This window comes from Paraburkholderia gardini (genome assembly GCF_907164545.1).
Taxonomy (GTDB): domain Bacteria; phylum Pseudomonadota; class Gammaproteobacteria; order Burkholderiales; family Burkholderiaceae; genus Paraburkholderia; species Paraburkholderia gardini.
The window spans coordinates 22725-38269 of the sequence record NZ_CAJQZB010000043.1 but is presented as its reverse complement, the minus strand read 5'-3'; the positions used below and the strand labels follow the sequence as shown (position 1 = coordinate 38269).

Annotated in this window: 17 protein-coding genes and 2 pseudogenes; 9 read left to right on the top strand and 10 right to left on the bottom strand. The window is 63.4% G+C overall.

The features are described from left to right. Positions 1–98: 98 nt before the first annotated feature. The gene (locus LPA37_RS23925) at positions 99–1223 is read right to left on the bottom strand and encodes a purine-nucleoside phosphorylase (RefSeq protein WP_228978119.1); all 1125 of its coding nucleotides are present in this window, start codon (positions 1221–1223) and stop codon (positions 99–101) included. Positions 1224–1589: 366 nt separating this feature from the next. Between LPA37_RS23925 and LPA37_RS23920 the strand changes: the two genes are divergently transcribed. Beyond that, on the top strand, positions 1590–1982 hold the full coding sequence (locus LPA37_RS23920; RefSeq protein WP_229013890.1) for a hypothetical protein: 393 nt from the start codon (positions 1590–1592) through the stop codon (positions 1980–1982). Here the strand turns inward: LPA37_RS23920 and LPA37_RS23915 are convergent. The 3 genes and pseudogenes from LPA37_RS23915 to LPA37_RS23905 form a co-directional block, all read right to left on the bottom strand. After that, positions 1945–2225: pseudogene (locus LPA37_RS23915) on the bottom strand (ABC transporter permease); the annotation flags it as partial. The gene LPA37_RS23920 and the pseudogene LPA37_RS23915 sit on opposite strands and share 38 nt — an antisense overlap. Before the next feature lie 331 nt (positions 2226–2556). Next, positions 2557–2829 (bottom strand): DUF4148 domain-containing protein, encoded by a 273-nt coding sequence (locus LPA37_RS23910; protein ID WP_229013881.1) that lies wholly within the window; start codon positions 2827–2829, stop codon positions 2557–2559. 166 nt (positions 2830–2995) lie between these two features. Beyond that, complete coding sequence (locus LPA37_RS23905) at positions 2996–3586, bottom strand: thiamine phosphate synthase (protein ID WP_229013880.1); 591 nt, start codon at positions 3584–3586, stop codon at positions 2996–2998. 138 nt (positions 3587–3724) lie between these two features. Here LPA37_RS23905 and LPA37_RS23900 point away from each other — a divergent pair, with 138 nt between their 5' ends. The 3 genes from LPA37_RS23900 (at position 3725) to LPA37_RS23890 (ending at position 6357) form a co-directional block, all read left to right on the top strand. Further along, positions 3725–4519 carry a hypothetical protein gene (locus LPA37_RS23900; protein ID WP_229013879.1) on the top strand — a complete coding sequence of 265 codons (795 nt, stop codon included), beginning with the start codon at positions 3725–3727 and terminating at the stop codon, positions 4517–4519. 61 nt (positions 4520–4580) lie between these two features. Continuing rightward, complete coding sequence (locus LPA37_RS23895) at positions 4581–5165, top strand: catalase (RefSeq protein WP_228978137.1); 585 nt, start codon at positions 4581–4583, stop codon at positions 5163–5165. Positions 5166–5292: 127 nt separating this feature from the next. Beyond that, positions 5293–6357 carry a DMT family transporter gene (locus LPA37_RS23890; protein ID WP_228978139.1) on the top strand — a complete coding sequence of 355 codons (1065 nt, stop codon included), beginning with the start codon at positions 5293–5295 and terminating at the stop codon, positions 6355–6357. Positions 6358–6550: 193 nt separating this feature from the next. Here the strand turns inward: LPA37_RS23890 and LPA37_RS23885 are convergent. After that, positions 6551–6963, bottom strand: a pseudogene (locus LPA37_RS23885) (SDR family oxidoreductase); the annotation flags it as partial. A gap of 187 nt (positions 6964–7150) precedes the next feature. Here LPA37_RS23885 and LPA37_RS23880 point away from each other — a divergent pair. From LPA37_RS23880 to LPA37_RS23870, 3 genes are all read left to right on the top strand, one after another. Further along, positions 7151–8596 (top strand): NAD-dependent succinate-semialdehyde dehydrogenase, encoded by a 1446-nt coding sequence (locus LPA37_RS23880; RefSeq protein WP_228978204.1) that lies wholly within the window; start codon positions 7151–7153, stop codon positions 8594–8596. A 117-nt stretch (positions 8597–8713) separates the two neighbouring features. Beyond that, complete coding sequence (locus LPA37_RS23875; protein WP_228978141.1) at positions 8714–9346, top strand: DNA-3-methyladenine glycosylase I; 633 nt, start codon at positions 8714–8716, stop codon at positions 9344–9346. Between the two features lie 19 nt (positions 9347–9365). Next, positions 9366–10049: an alpha/beta hydrolase gene (locus tag LPA37_RS23870; RefSeq protein ID WP_228978143.1), complete on the top strand. Its 684-nt coding sequence runs from the start codon at positions 9366–9368 to the stop codon at positions 10047–10049. A 35-nt stretch (positions 10050–10084) separates the two neighbouring features. On the opposite strand, the gene LPA37_RS23865 is transcribed toward LPA37_RS23870, so the two are convergent. Together LPA37_RS23865 and LPA37_RS23860 are read right to left on the bottom strand one after the other, a co-directional pair. After that, a complete protein-coding gene (locus LPA37_RS23865; protein ID WP_229013878.1) occupies positions 10085–11056 on the bottom strand; it encodes a nucleoside hydrolase in 972 nt (323 codons plus the stop codon). Continuing rightward, complete coding sequence (locus tag LPA37_RS23860) at positions 11053–11442, bottom strand: cytidine deaminase (RefSeq protein WP_228978146.1); 390 nt, start codon at positions 11440–11442, stop codon at positions 11053–11055. Before LPA37_RS23860 ends, LPA37_RS23865 begins: the two co-directional genes overlap by 4 nt. 163 nt (positions 11443–11605) lie before the next feature. Here LPA37_RS23860 and LPA37_RS23855 point away from each other — a divergent pair, with 163 nt between their 5' ends. Both LPA37_RS23855 and LPA37_RS23850 read left to right on the top strand, forming a co-directional pair. After that, positions 11606–12310, top strand: coding sequence for a YceH family protein (locus LPA37_RS23855; RefSeq protein WP_229013877.1), 705 nt, complete (start codon positions 11606–11608; stop codon positions 12308–12310). 213 nt (positions 12311–12523) lie between these two features. Then, complete coding sequence (locus LPA37_RS23850; protein WP_228978149.1) at positions 12524–12802, top strand: HU family DNA-binding protein; 279 nt, start codon at positions 12524–12526, stop codon at positions 12800–12802. An 84-nt stretch (positions 12803–12886) separates the two neighbouring features. On the opposite strand, the gene LPA37_RS23845 is transcribed toward LPA37_RS23850, so the two are convergent. The 3 genes from LPA37_RS23845 to LPA37_RS23835 form a co-directional block, all read right to left on the bottom strand. Then, positions 12887–13090, bottom strand: a complete 204-nt coding sequence (locus tag LPA37_RS23845; protein ID WP_324251727.1) for an aspartate/glutamate racemase family protein — start codon at positions 13088–13090, stop codon at positions 12887–12889. A 67-nt stretch (positions 13091–13157) separates the two neighbouring features. Next, positions 13158–13478: a hypothetical protein gene (locus tag LPA37_RS23840; protein ID WP_228978206.1), complete on the bottom strand. Its 321-nt coding sequence runs from the start codon at positions 13476–13478 to the stop codon at positions 13158–13160. A 97-nt stretch (positions 13479–13575) separates the two neighbouring features. Next, a complete protein-coding gene (locus LPA37_RS23835; protein WP_229013876.1) occupies positions 13576–15540 on the bottom strand; it encodes a beta-galactosidase in 1965 nt (654 codons plus the stop codon). Between the last annotated feature and the right edge of the window lie 5 nt (positions 15541–15545).

The following is a 15545-nucleotide window of genomic DNA, read 5'->3' as shown; positions in this document are numbered from 1 at the left end:
CTCCGTGGAAATCCATCAGACACTCAGGCGTATTCCATAATAGGTCACGTTGCGATATTTGATAAATCGTAACGAATCATCGGAAGCCCGTGTCCTGATTACCGCGACGGCACCCCATCGCGCCATTCGCCCCAATGTGTGACGATGTCCTGCACGAGTGGATTGCCGGCACGGTAAAGGTTTTCGATGGCGGGACCGAAGCCGCCTTGTGCCGCATAGTTGACGAGGTTATCGGACGCGCTCTGGCCGTCGTACGGCCGGTCGAAATCGGAACCCGAGCGCAGTGCCGCGACGCGGCTCAGATCAACACGCCCCGTGCTCGCCGCGCGCTTGAGCGCTTCGTACGTCGCGTTGTCTTCCTGCTGGGTCGTGCAGTAGGTGCCTTTGTTATCGGTCAGCAACTTCGTCCAGTAGCGTGCGCGCTCGCCGATATATTTGCCGGACCACCATGTATCGCCCGCGAGCGTGTCGCACTGGATCACTTCAGGCGGCTGGTTGGCCGGCGGATAGTTGAATTTCGCGCGCGCGAGCTGCGCGGCACTGGTGTCCGCTAACGTCACGTTTCGCGAAAGCGCAAACGCAGTATCGGCAAGCTTCGCGTTCAGCGCGAACACTTCGGTGCGGTAATCGAGCGGCGGCTTGCCGGAAGGCGACTTCGTGTTGATGCCCAGGAAGCCGCTGGGCCAGCTATCGGGTTTCTCGCGCGCGTCGATTTCCCACTGGATCCCAAAGTCGACCAGATACTTCGCCCACGCGGCCGATCCAAGCGTGCCCTGCATCGGATCGATACCCGCAATGCCCGCGATCATGAAATACGTGCGGCGCAGATCGAACCTGTCGGAGAACGTGAGCGCCATCAGCGAAGCCGCCGCATTGGAATGGCCCATGCCCGTCGTCAGCACGCAGACTTCCTGGCGGTTGCAATGCACTTCGGGGTAGTCGGGCGAAAGGCCTGGCACCTTGATGGCTTTCCACGGGCCAAGATTGTCGAGCCATACCTGTCCTTCAGGCCCGAACATCGAAATGATCATCACTTTCACGTCGCGGCCGTTGCCGGAGCCGGCCGGGCGGCCAGCGGCGTCGGAATCCTGCGCGATACCCGGCAGACACACGCCGAACGTACATGATGCGGCAACCGCGATGGAGAGTGCAGTGCGTGCGACAGGCAGGTTACGTCGGGTGCGACGGTTCGGGACTTGCTTGAGCAGCGCTTTCACGTTCATCGGGCGGGGCTCCCTCAGGTTGGAAGGCCAGGGCATGAGCGGGCGGTCGGGCGATGCATGTCCGGGACGCTTTGTCCGCGGTCCCGGTCCAGATCAGTATAGGGCGCAAAAAATTTTCCGATAGTCAGGACGTGATCGCGCGACCCGCTTCGGCGTTCTGTAGCGTCAATATCGGGGCTGTCCGCGAAGTCGCGCGTCACAGCCTGTCTTTAAGGAAACCCGTTTGCGCATAGTCAATTCTGCTCATGGATACGCTTTGATGCCGCATGCATAGTACGGAGAAAACGCCGTATTCGTCTCGACCAGGCAGAGATTGCGGCCTGCATCACGCGAGATGCAGGTTGCACAACCGTCACAGGGCTCATCATGAACGATCGGATAAGGAAGGGCGTGTTTGCGTGCCTGGGCACCGGAATGCTGACGGCGCCGCTGCTTGTCGTTGCCGCCGATCCCGCGGGCCAGCGGGACACGCTTTATTCGGTCGTCGCGGTGATCCCAGCGGGCCTGGCGTCCACCATCGCGAACGCCACGACGCTTTCAACCGCACTCGCCGCGCTGCTGACGACAAGCGGCAACCCAGCCGGTCCCGGCGCGAACCTGAAGACGCTCGTGACGCCCGACGCGGTGAGCGCGCCGCTTGCGGTGCTTCCGGCGCCCGCGAACTATCTGGCTTTGGTGACGGGGCAGCTTGCAGCGTGTCTGTCGGGCACGCAGGGGTCAACTGCGCCCGTTTCGGCATGCCCGCAAACGGAAACATGAAACCGGAAAGCAGGATGTTGGGCAGGAAATAGAAAATGATGAGTTGCATCACCTGCAACTGGTTTTGCACGAGCGAAGAAAGCATGATGCCGGCCGTCGGACTGGCCGCGATGAGCAGCACCACCGCGAGATAAATGGCAATCGGGCTGCCGACAGACGGCACATGAAGACAAAATGTGTCGCGACAGGAATGATCGTTGCCTGAACAAGTCTGATCATCACGTAAGGCGCGATCTTGCCGGTCGAACGGATGTCGCCTGATCTGATTTAGGCGGGCGTTGAAAAGCGGCGCGTGAAGTTCAACCTGGCCGGATCGGGCTCGCGATGTCAGGTGACCGGAACGTTAAATGCATCGGGCTTTGGACAGACGGCTGCATCGTCACGCGCAAATCCGCGTTGACGCGCTAAGATCCGGCCGCGTTATCACGAGCGGCGTTCTCTATCCGGATGGATGAAGCGAGGGACGGCGGCAAGCCGGCTCCCTCGCTACCTGAAGCGTCTGGGTGTCGATGGGACGTCGACGTCCTGGAGGTGCAGCCTGCGCGGCCGTGATGCCATGCGCGCGTGGCCCTCCTTATTGCATGCTGTTCGCGCCCGAGCCCGAGCCCGTGCCGTGCGCGCGCTGCGCCGCAACGATACGGCTTGCGCGTTGCGCGTTCTCCGGATAGTCGAGCCAGTCCAGAGGATCGTAGCCGGCCGCACGCCACGCGACAAGATCCGCGCGTACGTCAGCGCGGGTAAGCGGGGTCGAAGGATCATACGGTCGCGAGCCAGTCTGGGCGAGCGCCGATCCCACACAGAACGCACTCACAAGCACACCTGCCGTAATACGAATAACTGTTTTCATGGCAACACCTCAAGCGGTGAGAGCCGCTCTTTTATGTTAGGTGATGCGTCGGGCAGAACAAAGGGCAGGGGCCGGGCGGGCCGGGCACAGGGCAGCGCCGCGGAACTCGCTGCCTGAGCGGTGGTTTGCGTTACAGCCGTCAGTCATCTCGTGGCGTGAGAGCGTGTTAATCGCGTGGCCCAGGCCACAGGCTGCCGATGGCCGCGATGCCGGTCGCGCCCGCCGACCGCGCCCTGGCAATATGGACGCGTTCCATGCCACCGAGCGCGTACACCGGTATATCCGTCAGCAAGGTCAGCGCCGCGAACGCATCCCATCCCAGCGGCGAAGCCTCAGGATGCGTGCGTGTCTGCAATACCGGTGAGAGCGTGACGAAATCCGCATCGAGTGCCTGAGCCTGGGACAACTGTGCAGCGTCATGACAGCTGGCGGAAAACAGAATGTCGTCAGGCACGGGACGTCGGGTCTGCTTCATCAGATGCTGGCTGCTCATATGCACGCCGTCGGCGCCGAGCGCGTCGAGTGTGAACGCCGCATGGTTCACGATCAGCCTCGCACTAAACGCGTGACAGAGATCGAGCGCCTGCCTTGCGAGCAGTGCGTAGTGGTCCGCGCTCATCGTCTTGCTGCGTAGCTGGACGAGCGCAATACCTGCCTTGAGCGCCTGTTCGAGGCAATCGAGAAAGACGTCCTGGCTTATTGCGTCCGGCTCGGGCGTGATCAGATAACGATCCGGCAGTGAAAGCGTGTTTTTCATCAGGGCATCGCCTGTTTCCGGGCACACAGTGTAAAGGCAGACGGCACATGACGATCGCCGTTCAGCGCGCGCGGCTTTATACGACGCTACGACGCGGTCCTTTGATAGTATCTGGCTTTATATCCGCGCGGTTTTGCCATGCTTGCACTCAAGCTCACACTGGTACCTCTGTTTCTGCTGATCGTCTCGATGTCCGGTAAGTGGTGGGGTCCATCGATCGCCGGATGGCTTGCTGGACTCCCCGTCGTCGCCGGCCCCATTCTTTATCTGCTTGTCCTTGAGCACGGCCCCGCGTTTGGTGCGCGTGCCGCGACGCTGTCTCTTTGCGCGATCCTCGCATCCGAAGCGTTCAATTTTGCCTACGCCTGGACATGTCGTTCCTGTTCATGGCCGACGGCGCTGGCCGCCGCGTTGGGAACCTGGTTTGTCGCCGCATGCCTTCTGTCCTTGCTGCCTGTTTCGCCGATATGGGCAGTGTGCGCGGCGTTGACCGCTGTTCTCTTCGGCCAGTCGTTCCTGCCACGCAGTTCCGCCGTCGCCGCAGGGGCGCCGCTTCGTCGCGCGGATCTGGCCGGCAGAATGTTCGCCGGCGCGGTGCTGACGCTGGTCGTCACTACGTTGTCAGGGCGGCTAGGCGCGACGTGGAGCGGATTACTCGCGGTATTCCCGTTACTTGGGAGCGTGCTGTCCGTCTCGTCACATCGCGCGCATGGGCCCGCGTTCGTGGTGTCGCTACTGCGCGGGATGGTGCTGGGCCGTTTTTCGTTTGCGGCGTTCTGTCTGTTTCTTTCGCTTGTGCTTGCCCATCAGACGGCCACGACCTCGTTCCTCGAAGCGGCGGCACTGGCCATGTTCGTGCAGTGGTGTACCAGACGTCTGACAGTGACGGCTGGTGTGCGGACGCAGGTTAAAAGCGCGGCCGGGATGGAGTGAGGATTGCCGGATGGATGGGGCATGAAGGCGCGGGAGCGGCTTCGCGCGAACGCTCGACCAGATGCTCGCGTTCCTGAAGGCCCGCGCGCCGGGTGCCGACGGAAAGCCGGATCCCGCGAAGGTCAAGGCGTTCTCTGAAGCGAATCCTGAAACCCTGAACCAGGCGAAATTCGTCGCGCAAAGGCCGCTGCCGGGCAGCTTTGTCGGCACGACCTACTGGGGCGTGCATGCGTTTCCCGCCACCAACGCAAAGGGCGACGTGCGATTCATCAAGTTCAAGGTGGTTCCGGTCGACGGCGAAGTCACGCTCACGGACGAAGAAGCGAAAGACAAACCCGCCGGGTTCCTCGTCGAAGAGCTCGAAAAGCGGATCGCGGCAGGCACTGCGCGTTTTCACGTGCTGGCCGTGCCTGACCGGCCGGGTGATCCGACGATGGACGTGACAATCCGCTGGCCCGATGAAGACAGTCGCGAAACCGTGGTGCTGGGCACGATCGACATCACGTCGCTCGAACAGAACGCGTCGTGCGACGAAACGGTGTTCGATCCGTCGATCCTGGCGGACGGCATCGGCATTCCGCCCGACGAGATTTTCGCCGCCCGCAGCGCTGCGTATCGGGTGTCGTTCTCGAAGCGGCGGGAGTGAATCCGGCGGGAACGCCCGGATCAGGCTTGCGCTTTCCGCGCGTGGGTCTGGCATGATGGCGTGGCGAGGGCAACGTGTGCCCTGAAGCGTTGCCCCGCGATCGCCTGACATCCAGACCGACACGTTCATGACCACCCGATTCAATGCCGTGCTGACCGCGCTTGTCGCGGCTGCCCTGTTCGGCGCCACGACGCCGCTCGCCAAGGTGCTGCTCGGCGCGCTGTCGCCCTTCATGCTCGCGGGGTTGTTCTATCTGGGAAGCGGTATCGGACTCGGCTTCTGCATCCTCGTACGACGCGTGCTGTGTAAGACCCCGACTCGACATCAGAGCGAACGCGGCATGCCACGCGCTGATGTGCCCTGGCTGCTCGGTGCGATCCTCGCGGGCGGAATCGCGGGCCCCGCGCTCCTGATGCTCGGACTGACCTCGACGCCCGCAGCCACGACTTCGCTGCTGCTCAACCTGGAAGGCGTGCTGACGGCCATCATCGCGTGGGTGGTGTTTCGCGAGAACGTCGATCTGCCGGTGTTTCTCGGGATGATGACGATTGTCGCTGGTGGCGTGCTGCTGTCCTGGCAGCCGGGTGCAGGTGCGTTGCCCGTCGGCGCGCTTCTCGTCGTCTGCGCCTGTCTGTGCTGGGCCATCGACAACAACCTGACGCGCAAGGTGTCCACCAGTGACGCGATGATCATCGCCTGTATCAAGGGCCTCGTTGCGGGTACGGTGAATCTTTCGATCGCGTTGATCGCCGGCGCGCATCTGCCTTCCGCTGCACGCATCGCCGCCGCGATGACGACCGGCTTCGCGGGCTACGGCGTCAGCCTCGTGCTGTTCGTCGTTGCGCTGCGCAATCTCGGCACGGCGCGAACCGGCGCGTATTTTTCGGTGGCGCCGCTCTTTGGCGTGACGCTTTCACTCGCGATCTGGCCAGAACGGCCGCCGGTCGTCTTCTGGATGGCTGCCATTCTGATGGGGTTCGGCGTATGGCTGCACATCCGCGAGCGTCATGCGCATCTGCACACGCACGAGCCGCTCGAGCATACGCATGCGCATAGTCACGACGCGCATCACCAGCACACCCATGCGTTTCCGTACGACGGGCAGGAGCCGCACGTTCATCCTCATCGTCACGCACGTATCGCACATTCACATGCGCATTACCCGGACATTCACCATCGTCATTCGCATTGAGCGCAGCGCCTTAAACCACTGACGCTGAAATCGCGCTCTCAGGCCTGGCAGATCGCTGGCGACATCAAGGCCGCACATCTGTCCCCTGACGGTTTCGCCTCGCACGATTGTCCGCTGTTTCGGCGGCGTGACGACGGCTTCGGCTTGGGCATTGCCATGGTGTCGATCCGGGCTGATATGGTCGCGACAACCGTCAGAAACTGGCGCGCCCGATCGACGTTCCACCATCTACGAAGAGCGTCTGCCCCGTGATAAAACCTGCTTCCTCCGACAGCGGGAACGCAATGCTCGCGGCGAGTTCGTCGGGCTTGCCAAGGCGCTGCATCGGCACCATCGAAAGGAACCGTTGCTCGGCTTCGCTGCCCTTCGGCGTGTTTTCCCGGAACATCCCGGTTTCGACGGGCCCCGGCGCGATCGCGTTGACCGTGATGCCGGTTGCCGCCAGCTCGAGCCCCCACGTGCGCGTCAGGCTGATCATCGCGCTTTTGGCGGCCGCGTAAGCGGAGCGTTGCGCGAATCCGGGCACGACGAGACTGGACAGGTTGACGACGCGCCCCCAGCCCTTTCGCGCATGCCCGGCAGCAACGCCTGCACCGTCTGGATTGACAGCGATGACAAGAATTCCCCTTCTGGCAATGTGCCCGGAGGCCCCGGAGCATTCTGGTGGCTGCCCATGCTCCAGGGTCGCCGACGCGAGCAGGCGCATTCGGATACCATTAACAGTTCCGCGGCATGCTTCTGACAGGTGTGCGCGTATTGCTGCCTGACATTCCTCACTCATCTGGAACCCGACATCGTGACATCGACCTATACCGATACCCGACTCCTGATCAACAACGAATGGTGCGACGCCGCAAGCGGCAAGACGCTCGACGTCGTCAATCCCGCGACGGGCAAACCCATCGGCAAGGTGGCGCACGCCGGGATTGCCGACCTCGACCGGGCGCTTGCCGCCGCGCAAAGCGGATTCGAGGCGTGGCGCAAGATTCCCGCCAACGAGCGCGCCACGACGATGCGCAAGGCCGCGAGCTTCGTGCGCGAGCGCGCCGCGGACATCGCCCGCCTGATGACGCAGGAACAGGGCAAGCCGTTCCCGGAAGCGCGGGTCGAAGTGCTGGCCGCCGCCGATATCATCGAGTGGTTCGCTGACGAAGGTCGCCGTGTGTATGGCCGGATTGTGCCGTCGCGCAACCTGTCCGCGCAGCAACTGGTGATCAAGGAGCCGATCGGCCCGGTTGCCGCGTTCACGCCGTGGAATTTCCCGGTCAACCAGATCGTGCGCAAGCTGAGCGCGGCGCTCGCGAGCGGCTGCTCGTTCCTCGTGAAGGCACCGGAAGAAACCCCCGCGTCGCCGGCGGGCCTGCTGCAGGCGTTCGTCGATGCAGGCGTGCCGCCGGGCACGGTCGGTCTCGTCTTCGGCGATCCGGCTGAGATTTCCAGCTACCTGATTCCGCACCCGGTCATCCGCAAGGTGACGTTCACCGGTTCGACGCCGGTCGGCAAGCAACTGGCGGCGCTCGCCGGCCAGCACATGAAACGCGCGACGATGGAACTGGGCGGTCACGCGCCCGTCATCGTCGCCGAAGATGCCGACGTGGCGCTCGCCGTGAAGGCCGCGGGTGGCGCGAAATTCCGTAACGCCGGCCAGGTCTGCATTTCGCCGACGCGCTTCCTCGTGCACAACAGCATCCGCGAAGAGTTTGCCGCCGCGCTCGTGAAGCACGCCGAAAGCCTGAAGCTTGGCGACGGTCTCGCCGAAGGCACGACGCTTGGGCCGCTCGCCAATGCACGTCGCCTGACGGCGATGAGCAAGGTGATCGACAACGCACGCGCCACGGGCGCCACGATCGCGACCGGTGGCGAGCGCGTCGGCGCGGAAGGTAACTTCTTCTCGCCGACGGTGCTGACGAACGTGTCGCTCGAAGCCGATGTGTTCAACAACGAGCCGTTCGGTCCGATCGCGGCCATCCGTGGTTTCGACAAGCTCGAAGAAGCGATCGCCGAAGCGAATCGTCTGCCGTTCGGCCTCGCCGGCTATGCGTTCACAAAGTCGTTCCGCAACGTGCATCTGCTGTCGCAGCAAATGGAAGTCGGCATGCTGTGGATCAACCAGCCCGCCACGCCTTCGCCGGAAATGCCGTTTGGCGGCGTGAAGGATTCGGGCTACGGTTCGGAAGGCGGCCCGGAAGCGATGGAAGCCTATCTCGTGACGAAGGCCGTGTCGGTGATGGCAGTCTGATTCACGTTGGCGCTGTAATGCCGCCGCCCTGAGCCTTGCCTGAAAAGCAAAGCGAAGGGCGGCGTTTTCATTGAACGGCTAAACGCGTGACTAAACGCGCGGCAAAATCCTGAAACCATGCGTTCGAATCCAGATACGGCAGTGGCGGAAACGGGCGGCGTCGTTATCGGCGAAGATGGTCTTGCGCGCCCGGCGTGGGCCGCGGTCGATCCGCTGTTGCAGCGCTATTACGATACCGAGTGGGGCATGCCGGTGCGCGACGAGCGCGGACTCTTCGAGCGGCTCGCGCTGGAAGGCTTTCAGTCCGGTCTCTCGTGGCTCACGATCCTGCGCAGGCGCGATGCGTTTCGCGCAGCGTTCCGCGACTTCGAACCGGACACGGTTGCCGCTTTCACGCAGGACGATGTCGAAAGGCTGCTGGCCGACAGCGGCATCATCCGCAATCGTGCGAAGATTCTCGCGACGATCGGCAACGCGGCCGCAACCGTCGCGCTGCGCGCGGATGGCGGGCTTGCGGATTTCATCTGGTCATTCAAGCCGCGCGCGACACCCGAGCCGCGTACCATCGCCGACATTCCGACCACCTCCGATGCCTCCGTTGCGCTGAGCAAGGCGTTGCGCAAGAGAGGTTTCTCATTTGTCGGCCCGACCACGATGCACGCGCTGATGGAAGCGACGGGTATCATCGATACCCATTTGCTCGACAGCCATCGCCGCGGCAGTTCCGGCGTCTGGCCACGATCATCCTGAACCTGCGGAGCGATTCAACATGACTGGTCTTTCATCGACGATCGAAATCGAAACCGCGCCGAACCCGGAGTTCGCCGTCATTCTGCTGCACGGCCTTGGCGCCGATGCGAACGACTTCGTTCCGCTCGTCCCCGAGTTGCGCCTCGCGGGCTTGCCGGCCGTGCGCTTCGTGTTTCCGAACGCGCCCGAGATCGCCGTCACGGCGAACAACGGTTATGTGATGCGGGCGTGGTACGACATCCTGTCGTTTCAGGGCGTCAACCGGCAGGTCGACGAAGCCGGCATCGAGGCTTCGTGCGCGACGGTGCGCGAACTGATCGCCGCGCAGAATGCACATGGCATTCCGACATCGAAAATTTTCCTCGCCGGATTTTCGCAGGGCGGCGCGATGACGTATTCAGCGGGACTGACACATGACAAATCGCTCGCGGGGCTGATCGTGATGTCGGGCTATGTGCCTTCGCCCGGTTTCATCGAGCGCCGCTTCGGCGCAGCGAATCGCGACACGCCGGTTTTTGCCGCACACGGTACCCACGACGATGTGCTGCCGCTCGCGCTCGGTGAAAAGGGCCGCGACTTCGCGATCGCGCAAGGCTGCAAGGTCGACTGGCACGCATACCTGATGCCGCATTCCGTGTGCGCGGAAGAGATCGAAGCGATCCGCGCGTGGCTCGGCGCGCGCATCGCGGCGCTTGCGGCCTGAGGCGTGCAGCCCGGAGCGTTGCTGCGGGAATAGCGCTAAAGCGTTCCGCAGAGCGTCTTTTCGTAGAGCGACAGCATCGCGGGCGCGTCGACGCGAATGCATACCTTGCATGCCGGCCGGCTGTCCCAGTCGGGTGCCGGCTCCGGCATGGTCGCTGGCTTCTGGATTGTCATTCCAGTAGCGATGCCATCCGTCAGCACACGCACGGGGCCGCTGCGCGTGGTGTACAGATGCGGCGCAAGCACATACGCAACCGCCGACGAATCGTGCACATAGATGCCCGCCAGCTGCGCGCTCTTCCTGTGAAAATCTTCATAATGACGCGACACGTCCCACACGAAACGTCCGGCGTCGCCTGCGCGATCGCGGATCGAGGCGAGATACGCCGTCGACATGATGGTGTTCTGCGTCACGTCGAGACCGACGATCGTCACTGGCCACGCGGCGCCCAGTACTACATCGGCTGCATCCGGATCGCCCAGGATATTCGCTTCGGCGGCAGGCGTTACGTTGCCGAGGAATCCATCGGTGCCGAATGCGCCGCCCATGATCACCACCTGCTTCACGAGCGTCGCGATCCGCGGGTCTTCGGCGAGCGCGAGCGCGAGATTCGTCAACGGGCCGACTGCGATCAGCGTGACCTCGCCGGGTTGCGCGCGCACCGTTTCGATGATGAAGCGATGCGCCGGTCGTGGGTCGAGCGCGCTTCCGGTTTGAGCGTGCGTATCGGGTCTGATGTTGCCGAGACCGTCGTCGCCGTGAATTGACGCAAGCGGCTCGGGTGCGGCGCGCCTGAGCGGCGCGGCGGCACCGCATGCGACCGGTGTACCCGGCGCGAATTTCGCGGCCAGATAGCACGCGTTGCGTGTCGTGGTTTCGATGGTGCCGTTGCCGAACACGCTCGTCACGCCCAGCAGCGCGATGTCGGGATGCAGCGCCTGAAAGACGAGCGCCATCGCGTCGTCGACGCCGGGATCGGTGTCGTAGATAACCTTATGCTGGCTCATGGATGGAACGCGTCCGGCAGTTGTTCGCGCGCGGTGGTGTCGCGGGTCGCGCCGCGCAGGTTGCCCAGACGGATCGGCAGGTCGGGGCCGCCCAGCTCGATGATGACCTGGCGGCACGCGCCACACGGCGCGATCGGGCCATCGGTATCGCCGATCACGGCAAGCGCCGCGAACTGGTCGCGTTTGTAGCCCGCTGCAATCGCGCTGAAAAACGCGGTACGTTCCGCGCAGTTGCACAGGCCGTACGACGCGTTCTCGACATTGCAGCCTTCGAACACGTGGCCGTCGCTCGTCAGGAGCGCCGCGCCGACGCTGAACTTCGAATAGGGGGCATACGCCTTGTCGCGCGCGAAACCCGCGCGTTTCAGCAGTTCTTCCATGGTCATATCCGACTCCTCAGTTGAGCATGATGCACATGCCGATGTTTCTGCCAGACCATCTTGAGCACGCCTCCGATGCTAAACCAGTCGGACCCTTACATGCCGCGAGATGCTCGCGGGATATCATAGGGCTCGCCGTAAGGTATCCGCTCCCGCCCGTAAATACACAATGAATTCCACGACTGAATCTTTCACGCGCCTGCCGCTGCGCTCGCTGACGCCGCTCGAAGCACGCGTGCTGGGTGTGCTGCTCGAAAAGCAGCACACCGTTCCGGACACGTATCCGCTTTCGCTGAACGCGCTCACGTCCGGTTGCAACCAGAAAACCGCGCGCAACCCCGTCATGAACGTCACCGAGGCCGAAGTGCTCACCACGCTCGATAACCTGAAGCGCCTGAGTCTGGTGTCCGAGGGCAGCAGCAGCCGCGTCCCGCGTTTCGAGCACAACATGGCGCGCGTACTCGGTGTGCCGGGCCAGTCGGCCGCGCTACTGACGACACTGATTTTGCGCGGACCGCAAACGGCCGCTGAATTGCGCCTGAACAGCGCGCGTCTGCATGGTTTCGCGGATATCTCCTCGGTGGAAGTTTTTCTCGACGAGCTGGCTACCGGCGAACCTGCACGCGTGATCAAACTGCCGCGCACACCAGGCGAGCGCGAAAGCCGCTGGATGCATCTGTTGTGCGGCGACGTCGCGATGCCGGAGACGTCCGAAGCGGGCGTGCTGGATGAATCCGTGTCTCCCTCGGCCTTCGAAAGCCTGAAAGCGGAACAGAAGCAGCTTCGCGAAGAACTGGATCAGCTGCGGACGATGGTCGAAAAGATGGCCGCCGAACTGGGCATCAGCGTCGATAAGACCGCAAACCAGCCGTAAGCACCCTCGAAAGGGGTGCTTTCAGGTCGCTTTGGCGCGTATTTTCGGGGTGGACCGACCCTGCCGGCGGCTGCCGGAGCCCGTCATTCGGGACGTCTGGCGGGTCAGACCACCCCATCACGGATTTGCGCAGACGCGCCCGGATGGGTTAGGGTGTCGGTCCGGGCGCCTTTTTGCGTGCGCTCGAACCACAATCACCGAACGGGATGAGTAATGAACAAACAGGAACTGATTGATGCCGTCGCAGCAGCGACGGGCGAAAGCAAGGCAGCGACCGGCAGCACGATCGACGCGATCATCGCAGCAGTGACCTCCGCCGTTGCACAGGGCGACACCGTCCAGCTGATCGGCTTCGGCTCGTTCTCCACGGGCGCACGTGCCGCGCGCGTGGGCCGCAACCCGTCGACGGGTGCCGAGATCCAGATCGCCGCCGCGAAAACGGTCAAGTTCGTGGCAGGCAAGTCGTTCAAGGAAGTCGTGAACGCGTCCTGATCGACCGTTCGTGGCGCTGTGTCGCAAGCCAGCGCCAGCTTCTGGCTGACCCGTTTTCGCGGGGTTTCCCGCGGATAAAACGGGTCAGGCCAGTGCCTGGCTCACCGCGGCCTGCGCATGCAGCGCGGTGGTATCGAAGACGGGCAACGTCATATCTTTCTGCGCGCTCAGCAGCGCAATTTCCGTGCACCCCAGCATGACGCCCTCGACCCCCTGGGTCTGCAGGCCGTCGATAACGCGTTTGTAAGCTTCGTGCACGATGCCGTGGCACGACGAATTCAATGCCAAACCGGTCCTGCATGCGGCTGCGAGAGAAGTCCTGCTCCAGTCAGTCCGATGGTCTTCATGGCCGTTGTCAGTTGAGCCATTTGCGCACGTCGCTTTCCCATGCGGGGTCGCCGCAACCCTTGGGATTTTCCGGGCCGAGTACCGTGATATAGCCTCTCGATTTCATGCACGACTCGTACGCACGGATCTTCGAGCACTGATTCGTCGCCGCGTTGCGCGAGATCGCCTTGCACTCGGCGATCGAGCGGTCCATCGCGGCGAAGTCGGGGTCGTTCGTGCCGACTGTGCCGCCTGCCGAAAACTCAACGGGTTGTGCATGGGAGCACGCGGCGAGTGGCAACACCGCTGCCAGTGCACTGGCAGCCAGAAACGACCGGCACGATCTCATCTTCACCGCTACACCTCTTCGCTCGATTGAAGCCGTGATGATACGCCGGCGTCGGCAACCTGCGCAGCACTGCCAGACACCGGCCGGCGTTGCATCGTCACGCGTCGAGCCATGCGCAGAGATCGGCGGTGTGCAGTTCGCGTGCGCCGAGTACGAAGCGCGCGTTCGCGGGCGCTGGCGCCGCGACGACGTCCGGACCGAAATTGAACGCGAACGTCACGTTGCCGCGACGGCGCACGCGCAGGCCTTCAGGCAGCGTGCCGATGGCGATCCCGGCGGCGCGCGCGGCGTCTTCGAGCAGCGCGCGATGCAGCGCGTGATCGAACCATGCACCCACATAACGCACACGTCCATGCGACACGAGCGCAGGCCAGCCGTCGTCGAAGCTCGCCAGTACCTCGGTGCTGGCCTCAGGCTGCAGATGCTCGCGCCAGTGAATCGCGTTGCCGTCGACGCCGTGGATCGACGTCGCGGGCGTGAGCGTCGGGCGCAGCGATTCCGCTTCCAGCACGCGAACCGGCAGCACGGATTGAAGCGGACCGGGCGGCAACGTCAGGGGAATCGAGAACTCCGGCGTTCGCGATCCGCTGCGCGGTCCGAACACCCATTGCGCCGAGGAGTTTTCAATCGCCCGCACGAGATCGTCCGGCACGACGGCGAGACTCGGCACGACCACCAGCGCGTACTGCGAGAAATCCGCGTTGCGCGAAACGATATCGACGTCCAGCGACATTTCCCGCAATGCCTGGTAGTAGTCGAATGCGAGCGTCTGATAGTCGAACGTCTTGCCGTGACGCTGGATCTCGAACATCCATTGCGTCTCGTAGTCGAACACCAGCGCGACCTGTGCGCGCGAAGCGGGCGCGAGGCCCGACAGCACGGAAGACGCCGCGATTTCCTTCGCCGCCCGCGCGATTTCCAGGCCGCCTGGCGACAGCTGGTTGTCCGGCAGGTTGAGCCCGGAATGCATCTGCTCCTGCGCATACGGACACTGACGCCAGCGAAAATACGACACCAGTTCCGCGCCGTGTGCGAACGCCTCGTACGCCCATAGTCGCACCATGCCCGGCGCCGGCACCGGATTCCAGGGCGCCCAGTTCACCGGACCGGCTTCCTGCTCCATGATCCAGAAACGGCCCGCGCCAATCGCGCGATAGCGGTCGTGATCGAATGCGGACACATCGGGGTGTCCCGTGCGTGCGTAGCGTGCCTTGTCTTCTTCGGGCAGCGCGATGACCTCGGTGCGCGCGAGCGGATAGCTGTCCCATGCGGCGACGTCGATGGCACCGTTCTCCACGAAACGGTAGTGATCGAAAGTCGTGAAGAAGCCCATGAAGTTGTGCAGTACGTCCGCGCCGGGTGCGAACTCGCGCAGCACGTCGACCTGCTCGCGATGAAAGCTCGCGACTTCATCCGACATGAAGCGGCGAAAGTCGAGCAGATGGATGGGATTCGCATCGGTGGGCGTGAGGTTCGGCAGTTCGATGGTGTCGAACGATGGGTACTCCATGCTCCAGAACACGTTGCCCCATGCGCGGTTTAGCGCGTCGACGGTTTCGTAGCGGCGCGCGAGCCAGGTTCTGAAACGCGTCAGCGCAGCCGTCGAGTAGCTCGGTATCGTGTCGTGGCAGCCGAGTTCGTTGTCGGTCTGCCACGCGATAACCGACGGATGCTTTCCATAGCGCTGCGCCATGGCCGTGACGATACGCACGCACTCCTCGCGATAGCGTTCGCTCGATACGTCGTAATGACGGCGCGAACCGAAGTTCCAGCGCGTGCCATCCGCGCGCACGGGCAGGATGTCGGGATACGTGTCCACCAGCCACCTGGGCGGCGACGCGGTCGGCGTGCCGAGAACGATCTTCAGACCGGCATCGGCCAGCGTCGAGACCGCTTCGTCGAGCCATGCCCAGTCATATTCATGGGCGCGCGGTTCCATGCGGCTCCACGCGAATTCGGCGATACGTACGTGCGAAATGCCGAGTTCGACCATCCGCTTCGCGTCGTCGGCCCACATCGATTGCGGCCATTGTTCCGGGTAATAGCAGACACCTAGCTGCATCAGGA

Excerpts from the sequence above, each read along its gene's own strand:
- LPA37_RS23925 (WP_228978119.1), bottom strand. The coding sequence starts at position 1,223 with ATGAACGTGAAAGCGCTGCTCAAGCAAGTCCCGAACCGTCGCACCCGA.
- LPA37_RS23920 (WP_229013890.1), top strand. The coding sequence starts at position 1,590 with ATGAACGATCGGATAAGGAAGGGCGTGTTTGCGTGCCTGGGCACCGGA.
- LPA37_RS23910 (WP_229013881.1), bottom strand. The coding sequence starts at position 2,829 with ATGAAAACAGTTATTCGTATTACGGCAGGTGTGCTTGTGAGTGCGTTC.
- LPA37_RS23905 (WP_229013880.1), bottom strand. The coding sequence starts at position 3,586 with ATGAAAAACACGCTTTCACTGCCGGATCGTTATCTGATCACGCCCGAG.
- LPA37_RS23900 (WP_229013879.1), top strand. The coding sequence starts at position 3,725 with ATGCTTGCACTCAAGCTCACACTGGTACCTCTGTTTCTGCTGATCGTC.
- LPA37_RS23895 (WP_228978137.1), top strand. The coding sequence starts at position 4,581 with ATGCTCGCGTTCCTGAAGGCCCGCGCGCCGGGTGCCGACGGAAAGCCG.
- LPA37_RS23890 (WP_228978139.1), top strand. The coding sequence starts at position 5,293 with ATGACCACCCGATTCAATGCCGTGCTGACCGCGCTTGTCGCGGCTGCC.
- LPA37_RS23875 (WP_228978141.1), top strand. The coding sequence starts at position 8,714 with ATGCGTTCGAATCCAGATACGGCAGTGGCGGAAACGGGCGGCGTCGTT.
- LPA37_RS23870 (WP_228978143.1), top strand. The coding sequence starts at position 9,366 with ATGACTGGTCTTTCATCGACGATCGAAATCGAAACCGCGCCGAACCCG.
- LPA37_RS23865 (WP_229013878.1), bottom strand. The coding sequence starts at position 11,056 with ATGAGCCAGCATAAGGTTATCTACGACACCGATCCCGGCGTCGACGAC.
- LPA37_RS23860 (WP_228978146.1), bottom strand. The coding sequence starts at position 11,442 with ATGACCATGGAAGAACTGCTGAAACGCGCGGGTTTCGCGCGCGACAAG.
- LPA37_RS23855 (WP_229013877.1), top strand. The coding sequence starts at position 11,606 with ATGAATTCCACGACTGAATCTTTCACGCGCCTGCCGCTGCGCTCGCTG.
- LPA37_RS23850 (WP_228978149.1), top strand. The coding sequence starts at position 12,524 with ATGAACAAACAGGAACTGATTGATGCCGTCGCAGCAGCGACGGGCGAA.
- LPA37_RS23840 (WP_228978206.1), bottom strand. The coding sequence starts at position 13,478 with ATGAGATCGTGCCGGTCGTTTCTGGCTGCCAGTGCACTGGCAGCGGTG.
- LPA37_RS23835 (WP_229013876.1), bottom strand. The coding sequence starts at position 15,540 with ATGCAGCTAGGTGTCTGCTATTACCCGGAACAATGGCCGCAATCGATG.